13 protein-coding genes are annotated in these 12,948 nt (G+C 74.3%); 7 read left to right on the top strand and 6 right to left on the bottom strand.

Annotated features, from left to right (window positions below):
* Window positions 1-35 precede the first annotated feature (35 nt).
* Both GA0074694_RS25495 and GA0074694_RS25490 read left to right on the top strand, forming a co-directional pair.
* A complete protein-coding gene (locus GA0074694_RS25495; protein WP_245714906.1) occupies window positions 36-404 on the top strand; it encodes an STAS domain-containing protein in 369 nt (122 codons plus the stop codon).
* 69 nt (window positions 405-473) lie between these two features.
* Entirely contained in the window at window positions 474-920 is a 447-nt protein-coding gene (locus tag GA0074694_RS25490) for a response regulator (protein WP_091462557.1), read from the top strand.
* Between the two features lie 42 nt (window positions 921-962).
* Here GA0074694_RS25490 and GA0074694_RS25485 read toward each other — a convergent pair whose 3' ends face one another.
* The 5 genes from GA0074694_RS25485 to GA0074694_RS25465 form a co-directional block, all read right to left on the bottom strand.
* Window positions 963-1,793, bottom strand: coding sequence for a hypothetical protein (locus GA0074694_RS25485; protein ID WP_176738119.1), 831 nt, complete (start codon window positions 1,791-1,793; stop codon window positions 963-965).
* Between the two features lie 364 nt (window positions 1,794-2,157).
* Window positions 2,158-2,583, bottom strand: a complete 426-nt coding sequence (locus tag GA0074694_RS25480; RefSeq protein ID WP_091462556.1) for an OsmC family protein — start codon at window positions 2,581-2,583, stop codon at window positions 2,158-2,160.
* A gap of 162 nt (window positions 2,584-2,745) precedes the next feature.
* On the bottom strand, window positions 2,746-3,696 hold the full coding sequence (locus GA0074694_RS25475; RefSeq protein ID WP_091462555.1) for a serine/threonine-protein kinase: 951 nt from the start codon (window positions 3,694-3,696) through the stop codon (window positions 2,746-2,748).
* A 483-nt stretch (window positions 3,697-4,179) separates the two neighbouring features.
* Window positions 4,180-5,052, bottom strand: a complete 873-nt coding sequence (locus GA0074694_RS25470; RefSeq protein ID WP_245715042.1) for an FAD:protein FMN transferase — start codon at window positions 5,050-5,052, stop codon at window positions 4,180-4,182.
* A gap of 219 nt (window positions 5,053-5,271) precedes the next feature.
* Window positions 5,272-6,045 carry a methyltransferase domain-containing protein gene (locus GA0074694_RS25465; protein ID WP_091462553.1) on the bottom strand — a complete coding sequence of 258 codons (774 nt, stop codon included), beginning with the start codon at window positions 6,043-6,045 and terminating at the stop codon, window positions 5,272-5,274.
* 377 nt (window positions 6,046-6,422) lie between these two features.
* On the opposite strand from GA0074694_RS25465, the gene GA0074694_RS25460 reads away from it, so the two are divergent.
* The 4 genes from GA0074694_RS25460 to GA0074694_RS25445 are packed head-to-tail and all read left to right on the top strand — an operon-like array spanning window position 6,423 to window position 12,098.
* On the top strand, window positions 6,423-7,169 hold the full coding sequence (locus tag GA0074694_RS25460; protein ID WP_091462552.1) for a response regulator transcription factor: 747 nt from the start codon (window positions 6,423-6,425) through the stop codon (window positions 7,167-7,169).
* Entirely contained in the window at window positions 7,147-8,649 is a 1,503-nt protein-coding gene (locus GA0074694_RS25455; protein ID WP_091462551.1) for a sensor histidine kinase, read from the top strand. Before GA0074694_RS25460 ends, GA0074694_RS25455 begins: the two co-directional genes overlap by 23 nt.
* 45 nt (window positions 8,650-8,694) lie before the next feature.
* Window positions 8,695-10,875 carry a glycosyltransferase family 39 protein gene (locus GA0074694_RS25450; RefSeq protein ID WP_091462550.1) on the top strand — a complete coding sequence of 727 codons (2,181 nt, stop codon included), beginning with the start codon at window positions 8,695-8,697 and terminating at the stop codon, window positions 10,873-10,875.
* On the top strand, window positions 10,872-12,098 hold the full coding sequence (locus GA0074694_RS25445) for a bifunctional glycosyltransferase family 2/GtrA family protein (RefSeq protein WP_091462549.1): 1,227 nt from the start codon (window positions 10,872-10,874) through the stop codon (window positions 12,096-12,098). The genes GA0074694_RS25450 and GA0074694_RS25445 overlap by 4 nt, the downstream gene beginning before the upstream one ends.
* Before the next feature lie 22 nt (window positions 12,099-12,120).
* On the opposite strand, the gene GA0074694_RS25440 is transcribed toward GA0074694_RS25445, so the two are convergent.
* Complete coding sequence (locus GA0074694_RS25440) at window positions 12,121-12,534, bottom strand: VOC family protein (RefSeq protein ID WP_091462548.1); 414 nt, start codon at window positions 12,532-12,534, stop codon at window positions 12,121-12,123.
* A 262-nt stretch (window positions 12,535-12,796) separates the two neighbouring features.
* Between GA0074694_RS25440 and GA0074694_RS25435 the strand changes: the two genes are divergently transcribed.
* Complete coding sequence (locus GA0074694_RS25435) at window positions 12,797-12,946, top strand: hypothetical protein (protein WP_176738118.1); 150 nt, start codon at window positions 12,797-12,799, stop codon at window positions 12,944-12,946.
* Window positions 12,947-12,948: the final 2 nt, after the last annotated feature.

The raw sequence follows: 12,948 nt of genomic DNA, 5'->3' as shown, positions 1-12,948 counted from the left end.
CCTGCTTATACTTGCTCCACCGCAAGCATCCGCCTGTGGCCGGATCGAGAGGGAACACGTTGACGTTCACCGTCACGCACGCCCAGCGGGATGGCGGAGGAGTCCGGCTGCGGCTCGCCGGTGAACTCGACCTGAACACCGCGCCCCAACTGGCCGCGACGATCGATCACCTCCTCTCCGACGGGCAGGTCCAGCTCCTGGTCGACCTGGCTGACCTGACCTTCTGCGACTCCACCGGGATCGCCGCCTTCGTCCGGGGCGACAACGCGTGCGCCGCGGTCGGGGGCTGGCTGCGGCTCACCGGTGCCACCGGGCGGGTGGCACGGGTGCTGCGGATGACCGGTCTGGCCGACGTGTTCCGGTACGACCCCACCGCCGACCCGGCGTCGCACGCCTACCGCTGATCGGTTAGATTCCCCGCCGGCAGGTGATCATCCGGTCACCGTCCCACCACCACACAGAGGTAGGTAGTCATGGGCGCAGACAGGTCCGGACCGGTCCGCATCCTCGTGGTGGACGACGACCCGGGTGACGTCCTGATGATCGAGGAGGCGTTGGAGGACTCCGACGTCGAGAAGGTCATCGACGTCGTCGGCGACGGTCAGGAGGCGATGGAGTTCCTCCGTCAGGAGGGCCGTCACACCGAGGCCCAGCGTCCGGACGTCATCCTGCTCGACCTGAACATGCCCCGGATGGACGGTCGGCAGGTGCTCGGGGCGGTCAAGAGCGACGACGACCTGCGCACCATTCCGATCGTCGTGCTGACCACCTCCAACGCGGACACCGACATCGTGGGCAGCTACACCCTCCAGGCCAACGCGTACGTGACCAAGCCGATCGACCTCGACGACTTCAACGACGTGGTCCGGCGTATCGACGAGTTCTTCGGTCGCGTCGTGGTGCTGCCCAAGCGCTCCTGACGCCCCCGGCGGTCGCGTCGACGTGACCGCCTCGGCGGCCGGTCAGGTCAGCGCGTCGACCACGGTGGTGGCCCGGCGCTCGTGTTTCGCGTACGCGCCCGGGTACGCCGACCGCTGCACCGCCTGCGCGGCGGCCGTGACGCTCAGCTCCTGCCAGCCCGGCACCTCGCGCAGTGCCCGGTAGAAGACGCGGGCGGCGTAGGCGGGCTGCATCAGCTCCCGGACGCTGCCCCAGCCGCTGCTCGGGCGCTGCTGGAAGAGCCCGAGCGAGTCGTGGTCGGTGCCGCTGCCCTGGTGCGGGTACCGGGACGACTCGGCGATCCGGTCGTTGGCCAGGTTGTGCAGGTCGCTCTCCTGCATCGCGGTGGCGACGGCGACCACCAGCGCCCGGCGGGGCAGGCGCAGTCCGACGCCGATGTCCACGATCGTCTTCGCGTTGTCCATCTGCCGCTGGGTCAGCCCGGCCACCGGCTTCGGCCGGACGGGTCGCCGCGGCGGAACCGTCGGCTGCGCGCTGGCGGAGGCGCTGGTGCTGCTACCCGGTGACGGCACCGAATCCCGCTGGTACGTGCGGGATGCCCGCCGGTCGGCCTCGGCGGCGCTGACCGCCCGATCGGCCAGGGATTCGCGCAGCGGCTCCTCGTCGCCGCTGCCGGTCTGCGTCCCGACGACGACGCCGACACCGAGGCAGCAGGTCACCCCGGCGGCGAGTGCCACCCGGACACCGGTGCTGGCGTGCCACGTCCGGCCCCGGGGTCGGCGGTCCTCGGCGCGGTGCCGGCCGACGCGTCGTTCGGGGGAGGCCGCCTCCGCCGAACGGCTGTCCGGCGGGGTGTGGGTCGGCTTCTGCTGAGCGGAGTCGTCGTGGGGCACCCGCCGAGGCTAGAAAGTATCGGGTCCGTTGCCATCGGAATGAATAGTGGCATGAACCACATTTTGCCGGAGCCGCGCCGGTGATCTACCGTTATATCCTGCCAAAGCGATCGAGAGCGACATTCCCAGCAAATGCCTTGAAAGCGGCGTTGACGGGATTATTCATGCCTCGGAGGGCGAGCGACATGACCGAATTCGGCCCTCCCCCGATCGGGTCGGGTGGAGTCCGCCCTCCACCCGAGTCGTCCCCCGCCGTCCGGGGGAGGGCCCGGCACTGCCCGTGGCGCGGTCGGCCGACGTGGCAGCCCACCGTGGCCAGGGCCGCCAAGACGGGCGAGGTGGCACCGGTTCGGGGGTGGCCCGCTCAGTGCCGGCCGTTCTCCGCCGCCGTAACGGTCAGCCGGTGCCGGCTCAGGTCGTCGCTGGAAAACGGCCAGAGCCGGTCCGCCTGCGCCACCAGGCCGGCGAGCTGGTCGCGGCTCAGACCGGTCGACGCGATCGAGGCGTGCACGTCCGCCTGGTAGCGCCCGTCGTCGCCGCGACCCAACCTGACCTCGGCGCGGACCTGTACGGTGTGCGCCTCGTCGGTGATGTCCTTGGCCGCTTCCACCGCCGCGTGGTGCAGGCAGGAGGCGAAGGCCGCCGCGAGCAGCTGTTCCGGCGTCAGCCCGGAACAGTGCGGTGCGAGCGGGGAGGCCAGCGCCGTGGAGAGCCCGCCGTCTTCGGTGCGTACGTGACCACCCTCGGCGGTCGCCATGGCCTCGTGGAACCAGGAACTCGGATCCGACATCGCGTTCCTCCCGTCATCCCGGCACGGCTACCCGGCACCCGCCCGGCGAAACCGCTACCGGCGGGGACCGACAGACGGCGGGGCCGGGTCTCCCGCGTCGCGCCGGCCGTGGCGCCGTGCGAGGGGGCGGACATCCGTCGCGCCGGCGTGCGGGAGGACCGGTCAGCGCTTCGCCGTGTCGCGCGGCTCCGCCACCATCGCCACCTCGGTGGGCTCGGCCGCGGCCCGGTCGCTCCACGGCGACACCGTGCCCGCCGAGCGGGGCCGGGGCGGCAACGCGGCCAGCGGCACGTAGACCCGGGCGTCCACCGCCTCGGCCAGCACCAGCGCGGCGACCAGGCTGGTGGGGCGGGCCAGCGGGTCCTCGGCCAGGCAGCGTCGGCAGAGGTCGACCACCTCGGCGGGCAGCCCGTCGATCGGGGGCAGCGGTGCGGGCGGCTGCCGGCGGCGGGCCCCCAGCAGTTGCGTCGTGGTGTCCGCCGGGTACGGCAGCCTGCCGGTCAGGCAGTAGTAGAGGAGCACGCCCAGGGCGTACATGTCGGCGGCGGTGGTGGCCGGCCGTTGCGCCAGCTGCTCCGGCGCCAGGTACGCGGGGGTGCCGACCACCATGCCCGCCGGCAGCGGGTCGGGCGATCCGCTGGGGGTGGCGATGCCGAAGTCCAGCACCTTCACGCCGGCCGGGGTGAGCACCACGTTCGCCGGCTTCACGTCCCGGTGCACGATCCCGTGCGCGTGCGCGGCGGCCAGCGCGGCACTCACCTCGGCGCAGACCCGGACGGCGATCCGCCAGTCCAGTGGCCCGGCACGGACGTGCGCGGCGAGGGTCTCCCCCTCGGCCAGTTCCATCACGATGTAGGGGACCTGCTGCCCGGTGATCGTCGGGGAGGTGCCGAAGTCGTGCACGCTCGCCACGTTCGGGTGCACCAGTCGGGCCGCCGACCGGGCCTCGGCGCGGATCCGCTCCACCGAGGTCGCCTCGTCGTCCTGGCCGGGTGAGATGAGCTTGACCGCGACCGTCCGGTCCAGCACCACGTCGTGGGCCCGCCAGACCTCCGACATGCCGCCGACGCCGACCCGCTGTTCGAGCCGGTACCGCCCGTCCAGCGTCCTCATCGCGCCGCTCCCGCCCTCGTCCGGTGCCCACCGGCATGACGTGCCCGCCGGCCATGCCGTTCTCAGGGCGGTACCCGACGTCGGAGCAGGACAAACCGCAGCCGACGATCTTCGTGCGGGGTCACCGGTTCGTACCGGCGGTGCGGGGTGGACCGTCAGCCCCCGGGGTCGTCCTCCGCCGGGGTCGTCCTCCGCCGGGGTCGTCCTCCGCGGGGGTCGTCCTCCGCCGGGGTCGTCCTCCGCGGGGGTCGTCCTCCGTCGGGGTCGTCCTCCGTCTGGTCGGGACGGTTTCCGGCGGGACCAGCGGCTCCGGGCAGCGCCGTGGTCGCGCCGAAGCCGCGTCCCAGGGCCCGGATCTGCTGACCAGTACGGCGCGCCCGGCCTGCACCAGGCCCACGGCCCGGGGTACGTACACCCGCCGCTGCCGCCGCTCGACGGCCCGGACGAACGCCTCCGGGTTTGGGTGGTAGCAGGGGCCCCTTGTTACCGCTTTATGTCGAGGAGGGGACCCCTGCAACCACCCGACCCGGGGCGGAGCGACACGTCGGGCCGGTCCGGGTCGATCCACCAGGCACAGTCCTGCCCGGCCAGCCAGCCGGGGCCGTCCGGGCCCCGGACCAGGGCGGTGATGGCGAGGGTGGCCGCCCGGACCGTGTCCGGGGCCGCCACGGTCACCGCCGATCCGGGCAGGTCAGGTGCCCGGCCGGAGTGTGGATCGAGCACGCCCCCACCGTCCGGCCGGCACGCGGAGGCGGTGGCCAGTCCACCGCTGCGGAGCCGGATCGTGCGGCCGCCCACCGGCACCGGCCAGCCGCCGCGCGGCACCGGGCCGGCTGTCGCCACCCGGGACCCGATCGCGACCAGCACCCCGCCCGCCGAACGCTCGGCGATCCGCACGGCGCAGCGCTGCGCCAGGTACGCCGTCGCCGTGCCACCGAGGACCAGCAGCAACGTCGGCGGCACGGTCAACCGGTCGCCGCGTAGCGACACCGCCCGCCAGTCGTCGGCCGGCAGTGGCACCCCGGTGCCGAAGCCGCAGACGGGTAGCAGGCCGCCCCGCGCGGCCAGCCGGATCCGGGACGCGCCGATCGTGGGGTCGCAGTCGCCGTCACTGGCCCGTGCCGCGTCCAGCGCGACGGCCACCAGATCGCGCAGCAGCGGGCCGACCGGAACCGGACGGCCCGCAGCCCGGTGCACCCGGGCCAGCTCACCCCGCCCTGGAGCGGTGACCCGGTCCAGGGCGGCCAGCGCTCCGGCGACCACCCGCCGCGCCGCCGTCGGCCGCCGCGCCTCGGCCACCGCCACCCGGACCGGTAGTCCCCGGTGTGACCAGTGCGTCTCGCGTACCCGATCCATGGTGTCCACGGCGCCGACCCTGCCCGGTACGGCTGGGAGGACATCAGGTCGTAGCTGTGCGCCCGCTGTGGCTGGTGGCTTGCCGGGACGCCGCCGCCCGATGTGGGGGTAGCAGGGGACTGCTACCAGGTCCGCCTTCAGGTGTGGCAGTGCCGCTGCACTCCCCCCCCACTCGCCGAGGAGGGTGCCCCTGCCGGCACGCGAGGCGGGCGCTCGGGGTCAGGCTTCGACGGTGACCAGGTAGAACGTGAAGTTGGCGAGGACCGGGCCGGTCTCCAGCCGGTGCAGCCACGCCTGGACATCCGCCTCGGTCAGCTCACCCGCCTGCACCGCGCGTGCCGAGTTGCGACGCAGCCCGAGGATCTGGTCGGCCGTACCGAAGTCGCGGAACATCACCGCCACCGGCTCGACCGAGCGGATCAGGAAGCCGACGTCGGTCGCCAACCGGACGAGCTGACGGCCGATGGTCGCGTTGCGTACCCGTCCGGCGCTGAAGCGCGCGAACCGGCGGCTGGTCTTTACGTCCTCGTCCGCGACGGCCAGGGTGTCCCAGTCCGGCTCGGCCATGCCGAGGAGGCCACCCGGCCGCAGTACCCGCCGGGCCTCCGCGAGCGCCCGCTCCGGCGTCGACACGTGTTGCAGCACCCGGTCCACCCGGGCCCGGTCCACGCTGGCGTCGGCCAACGGCAGGTCGTGGAGGTCGCCGGTCCGCACGCTGACGTTCGGCCGGTCGGCGAACCGCCGGGTTGCCTCGGCGACCATCCGGGGCTCGTGGTCGATCCCGAACACCGAGCCGTCGGGCCCGACCGCGTCGGCCAGCCGGGCCAGGTCGGTGCCGGGGCCGCAGCCGAGGTCGACCGTCACCTGCCCGGGGCGCAGATCGAGCGCGTCAACGAGGCGCCGCTTGTAGTCGAGCCCCACCCGGGTGCCGGCGGCGGTGTCCATGTACGTGATCTGGTCGGGCGCGGCGGTGGCCACTGCGGGGTCGGTCATCGCTTCATCCAACCAGGCACCGGTCGAGCGCCGTCCACAAGGGAATACTGATGGGGCGCACTCCCGGGCGACGTCGCCCCGTCAGGCGGGGCGAGGGAGAACCGGCCGGGCGATCGCGTACGCCGGGAGGTCGTCCTGCCGCAGCCACCGCCGTACCCGCTCACCGTGGACGGTACGACAGGCAACCGGGCGCGCGTCGCGCCGAGCGGATGCCCGGTCGGAGGTGGTTGCAGGGGTCCCCTCCTCGACAGAAAGTGGTAGCAGGGGGCCCCTGCTACCACCCAGGGCGGGGGCGACCGGCGTGGATCGCGGCGGCGTACAGCTGGCGCACAGGGAACACCGAGACGCGACACAGCACCGGGGGCCAGGATGGGTGCATGGTGACCGACGGGCACGCGCTGCCGGGCCGGATCGAGCTGCGTCGCCCGGACGGCGGGCCGGTCCGGGTGCTGGTGGTCGACGACGAGCCGACCCTGACCGACCTGCTCGCGATGGCCCTGCGGTACGAGGGGTGGCAGGTGGCCACCGCCGGGAACGGCATGGCCGCGCTGAGCAGCGCTCGGCAGGTGCGCCCCGACGTGGTGGTGCTCGACGTCATGCTGCCCGACGTGGACGGTTTCCAGGTGCTGCGGCGTCTGCGGGAGCTGGCCCCGACCGTGCCGGTGCTGTTCCTGACCGCCCGGGACGCGGTGCAGGACCGGATCGCCGGGCTGACCGTCGGCGGCGACGACTACGTCACCAAGCCGTTCAGCCTGGAGGAGGTGATCGCCCGGCTGCGTGCGCTGCTGCGGCGCGCCGGGCTGGCCGTGGCCGCCCGCGAGGAGGCCGTGCTCACCGTCGGCGACCTCACGCTGGACGAGGAGAGTCACGAGGTGCGCCGGGCCGGCGACCTGGTCACCCTCACCGCCACCGAGTTCGAGCTGCTCCGTTACCTGATGCGCAACCCGCGTCGGGTGCTGAGCAAGGCGCAGATCCTCGACCATGTCTGGAACTACGACTTCGGCGGCCAGGCGAACGTGGTCGAGCTGTACATCTCGTACCTGCGGAAGAAGATCGACGTCGGGCGGACGCCGATGATCCACACGTTGCGTGGGGCGGGGTATGTCCTCAAGTCGGCCGACTGAGCCCGGCCGCGGCTCGGTGCGCCGCTGGCTGGCCGGCCGGTCGCTGCGGGCCCGGCTGGTGACCACCGTGGTGGCGCTGCTCGCCCTGGTCAGCGTCGGGGTCGGCGGGGTGACCACGGTGGCGCTGCGGCACTTCCTGATCGCCCAGGTCGACGACCAGCTGGTGCCGACGTACCAGCCGCGGTGGTGGTCCGGCGCGCTGGCCCCGGGGCCCGACCCACCCGACCTGCGGTCCCTGCGGATCCCGCCCGGGTTCCCGACCGGCACGATCGTCGCGCAGGTCACCGACGGGCGGGTCGTCGCCGCCCGGACGCTGACCACCGGCCGGACCGAGGAGGCGGTCGCCCCGGCCGAGGTCGTCCCGGTGGCGGGGCTGACCGCCGACAACCGCCCCCGCACCGTCGACCTCGGCGAGCGGGGGGACTACCGGTTCGTGGGCCGGGGTTACCCGGACGGCACCGTCCGGGTGCTCGGTCTGCCCCTGGCCGACGTGCAGGAGACCGTCTGGTGGATGATCGCCGCGCAGGCCGGCATCGCCGCCGTCGGGCTCCTGCTCGCCGGTTCGGCCGGCGCGCTGATCGTCCAGGCGACGTTGCGCCCGCTGCGCCGGGTCGCCGCCACCGCCACCCGGGTCACCGAGCTGCCGCTGGACCGGGGCGAGGTCGCCCTGTCGGTCCGGGTGCCGGCCACCGACACCGACCCGCGCACCGAGGTCGGCCAGGTCGGTGCCGCGCTCAACCGGATGCTCGGGCACGTCGCTGCCGCACTCGCCGCCCGCCAGGCCAGCGAGACCCGGGTACGCCAGTTCGTCGCCGACGCCAGCCACGAGCTGCGTACCCCGCTCGCTGCCATCCGGGGGTACGCGGAGGTGGCCCGCCGGGGACGGGCGCAGGCCCCGCCCGACGTGGCGCACGCGCTGCGCCGGGTGGAGTCGGAGAGCATCCGGATGACCAGCCTCGTCGACGACCTGCTGCTGCTGGCCCGGCTCGACTCGGGCCGACCGCTGGTGGCCGAACCGGTGGACCTGTCCGCGCTGGTGGTCGACGCGGTCAGCGACGCACACGTCGCCGGCGCGGAGCACCGCTGGCAGCTCGACCTGCCCGACGAGGCGGTCGAGGTGCCGGGCGACGCCGCCCGGCTGCACCAGGTGGTGACGAACCTGCTGACCAACGCGCGGGTGCACACCCCGGCCGGCCGTACGGTCACGACCACGTTGCGGGCCGGCCCGGACGACGCCGTCCTCACCGTCGCCGACGACGGGCCGGGCATCCCGGCCGAGCTGCTGCCGGAGGTCTTCGAGCGGTTCGCCCGGGGGGACAGCTCGCGCTCCCGGGCGCAGGGGAGCACCGGACTGGGCCTGGCCATCGTGGTCGCCGTGGTGGACGCCCACCACGGCCGGGTCGACGTGGACAGCCGACCCGGGCGGACCGTGTTCACCGTCCGTCTGCCGCGTCACACCAGGCACACAGCGGACGCATAGCCGTCTCACGGGGCCGGGCCAGCGACGCCGTCCAGGCTTTGCGGCATGGAGAGAACCGAGACCCTGCCGACCACGTCCGACCCCGGATCCGGCCCGACCGCCGACGTTCCCGCCGGCTCCGGGCCGCCCGCGGAAGTCCCTGCGGGCTCCGGGCCGGCTGCCGACGTTCCCGTCGACCGCCGGCCACCGCACCGGCCCGATCCGGACCGGCCCGGGTGGGTCCGGCCGGCGCTGGCGGTGCTGCTGCTCGGCACCGGGTTGCTCTACCTGTGGGGGCTCGGCGGGTCGGGCTGGGCCAACGCCTACTACTCGGCAGCCGCGCAGGCCGGCTCGGAGAACTGGACGGCCTTCTTCTACGGCTCCTCCGACGCGGCCAACTCGATCACGGTGGACAAGACCCCCGCCTCGCTCTGGCTGATGGCGCTCTCCGTCCGCGTGTTCGGCCTCACCTCCTGGTCGATCCTCGTGCCGCAGGCGCTGCTCGGTGTCGCGACGGTCGGTGTGCTGTACGCGACCGTGCGCCGCTGGCACGGCCCGGCCGCCGGGCTGGTCGCCGGGGCGGTGCTCGCGCTCACCCCGGTCGCCACCCTGATGTTCCGGTTCAACAACCCGGACGCCCTGCTGGCGCTCCTGCTCACCGCTGCCGCGTACGCCACCGTGCGGGCCCTGGAGACCGCCTCGACCCGGTGGATCGCGCTGGCCGGGGTGCTGGTCGGCTTTGGCTTCCTGACCAAGATGCTCCAGGCGTTCCTGGTGGTGCCGGTCCTCGCCGGCGTGTACCTCGTCGCCGCTCCCACCGGGCTGTGGCGGCGGATCCGGCAGCTCCTGCTCGCCGGGGCGGGTCTGGTGGCCGCCGCCGGCTGGTGGGTGGCGATCGTCGAACTGGTCCCGGCCGGCGCGCGCCCGTACGTCGGCGGCTCGCAGACCAACAGCGTCCTGGAGCTGACCCTCGGCTACAACGGTCTCGGCCGGCTCACCGGCGACGAGGTGGGCAGCGTCGGTCCGCGTGGTGGCGGTCCGTTCTCCGCCCAGAGCGGTCCGTTGCGGATGTTCGGCACCGAGGTCGGCGGGCAGGTCTCCTGGCTGCTCCCGGCCGCGCTGATCCTGCTGGTCGCCGGCCTGGTGCTGGCCGGTCGGGCGGGGCGTACCGACCGGACCCGCGCCGGCCTGCTGCTCTGGGGCGGCTGGCTGGTGGTCACCGGCGTCGTGTTCAGCTTCATGAGCGGGATCTTCCACGCGTACTACACGGTCGCCCTCGCCCCGGCGGTCGGCGCACTGGTCGGCATCGGGGCCACCCTGCTCTGGCGCCGCGCCGGTGCCGCCTCCGGCGTGGCCGGCAAGCCGGGGGGAGGGCCCCCGGGCCGGTGGGGCTGGTTCGCCACCGGCGCGCTGGCCCTGGCGCTCGGCGTCACCGCCTGGTGGTCCTGGCGGCTGCTCGGTCGCAGCCCCGACTGGTACCCGTGGCTGCGCACGGTGGTGCTGGTCGCCGGGCTGGCCGGCGCGCTGCTGGTGGGGCTCGCCGGACGGTTCCGGCGTGGACCGTTGGTGGCGGTGGCGCTGGCCGTGGGCGTGCTGGTCGGGCTCGCCGGTCCGCTGGCGTACTCGGTGCGGACCGCCGCGACACCGCACACCGGCGCCATCCCGAGCGCGGGCCCGGCGGTCCAGGGCGGGCTCGGCGGTGGCGGCCTCCGGACCCGGCTGCGCGCTGGCGCCGAACTGCCCGGCGGGGGCCTGGTCCCCGACCTCCCCGGTGCGGGGGCCGACGACCGGACCGGACCGGTCCTCGGCCAGCTTCCGGGTCTCCGAGGCGGCGGCCGGCTTCCCGGTGGCGGGAACAGGCTGGGCGGCGTGGCGGGGCTGCTCGACGCCCGCGAGCCGAGCGCCGAGCTGCGCGCCCTGCTGGAGAGCGACAGCGAGGCGTACACCTGGGTCGCCGCCACGGTCGGTTCCAACAACGCCTCCGGCTACCAGCTCGCCACCGGCGAGCCGGTGATGGCGGTCGGCGGCTTCAACGGCAGCGACCCGTCGCCCACCCTCGCCCAGTTCCAGCGGTACGTCGCCGACGGGCGGATCCACTGGTTCGTCGGCGGCGGCGGCCTCCGGGCCAACGGCGGCAGCGACGCCTCCCGGGAGATCGCCAGCTGGGTGGCCGGGACCTTCGAGTCGCGAACCGTGGACGGGGTCACCGTCTACGACCTGAGCAGTGGAAGGCAGGGGCCGGCATGACGTACTCCCCGCAGGCCGGACCGGTCGCATCGACCCGCCCGGACGCCCCACCGACCCTCCTCGACGTGGTCGTTCCCGTCCACAACGAGGAGGTCGACCTCGGTCCCTGCGTCCGGCGGCTGTACGCCCACCTCACCGCGCACGTGCCGTACCCGTTCCGGATCACCATCGCGGACAACGCCAGTTCCGACGGCACCCTGGCGGTGGCCGAACGGCTCGCCGCCGAACTGCCCCACGTCGTGGTGCGGCACCTGGACGCCAAGGGGCGCGGTCGGGCGCTGCGGGCCGCCTGGTCCGCCTCGCCCGGCTCGGTCCTGGCCTACCTGGACGTGGACCTCTCCACCGACCTGGCCGCGCTGCTGCCGCTGGTCGCGCCGCTGGTCTCGGGGCACTCCGACCTGGCGGTCGGCACCCGGCTGGCGCGGGGCTCGCGGGTGGTCCGGGGTCCGAAGCGGGAAGTCATCTCCCGGGGCTACAACCTGCTGCTGCGTGGCACGTTGGCGGCCCGGTTCTCCGACGCGCAGTGCGGGTTCAAGGCCATCCGGTCCGACGTCGCGCAGCGGCTGCTGCCGCTGGTCGAGGACACCGGCTGGTTCTTCGACACCGAGCTGCTGGTGCTCGCCGAACGGGCCGGGCTGCGCATTCACGAGGTGCCGGTGGACTGGATCGACGACCCGGACAGTCGGGTGGACATCGTGTCCACCGCCGTGGCCGACCTGCGCGGCATCGGGCGGCTCGGTCGGGCCCTGTTCACCGGCGCGCTGCCCCTGGCCGAGTTGCGCGAACAGCTCGGTCGGGCCCCACTGCGCCCGCCGCCGGAGCGGGTGCCGCTCGGGCTGCCCCGGCAACTCGCCCGGTTCGCCGCGGTCGGGGTGGCCAGCACCCTCGCCTATCTGGTGATCTTCATGCTCGCCCGGGGGACGCTCGGCGCCCAGCCGGCGAACCTGCTCGCCCTGCTGCTCACGGCGGTCGCGAACACGGCCGCGAACCGGCGGTTGACCTTCGGGATCAGCGGTCGTCGGCACGCCGGCCGGCACCACCTCCAGGGCCTGGCCGCCTTCGCGCTGGGGCTGGCGCTGACCAGCGGGTCGCTCGCCACGCTGCACGCCGTGACCGCCGCCCCGGCCCGACCGGTGGAACTGGTGGTCCTGATCGCGGCGAACCTGGCCGCCACGGTGCTGCGGTTCGTGCTGCTCCGCGCCGCGCTGCACCACCGGCGCTGACCGTGGCAGCGGCCGGCGTGGGTCAGCCCGGGGGTGACGGCCGTTCCGGGAGCGGGGCGTAGAGGTCGACGCCGGTGCCCTCCGGGTCGTGCAGGACGGCGTACCGCTGTCCCCAGAAGGCGTCCCACGGCGGGCGGTGCCCGGTGAAACCCGCCCCGGTCAGCTCGGCGTAGTACCGGTCGACCTCGGCCGGGTCGGCGCACCGGAACGCCAGGCTGACCCGTGGCCCACCGCTGCCCGGCTGCCAGTCCGGGTCGAACGAGCGGATGGTCTCCACGGTGTCCCAGGCCAGCCGGAGACCGCCCGGCAGGGCCACCTCCACGTGCGGTTCGTGCTCCGCGCCGGGCGGCACGTCGACCCCGAGGCGGCGGTAGAAGTCCAGGGTCCGGGGCAGGTCCGTGGCGACCATCCCGACCAGGTCGAAGCGAGGTGTCATACCCGCGACCGTAGACGGCCCTCCCGCCGGTCGTCTTGAACCGATCGGACCCTGCCCCGTGCGGGTGCCGGGGCCGGTCCGAGCGGGTGGACGTCCCCGGAATCCGGGGCCGGGGCACCGCGTCCGACCGGCTGCCCGGTGTGGCCCCGCACGGGCGGATCACGGCGTACGGTGGCTGAAGATAAGTCCGGCTTTACGGGATGAATCACCCATGTGGCTCGGCCGGGCGTACGTCACGACGGCGAGGGAAGGGAGCGGGTCGGTGATGCACCTGGCCTACCTGGACGCGGGATCCGGCAGCCTGATCGTGCAGGCGGTGGTGGGCGGCGTGGCCGGGGCGGCGGTGGCCGCCAAACTCTACTGGCGTCGGCTGACCGACCGGTTCCGGCGGCAGCGCACCGACCGGAGCTGACC

The sequence above is a fragment of the Micromonospora inyonensis genome, from assembly GCF_900091415.1.
GTDB classification, from domain to species: domain Bacteria; phylum Actinomycetota; class Actinomycetes; order Mycobacteriales; family Micromonosporaceae; genus Micromonospora; species Micromonospora inyonensis.
Note: the sequence above shows the minus strand (reverse complement) of the source record. Positions and strands in the feature narration are given on the sequence as shown.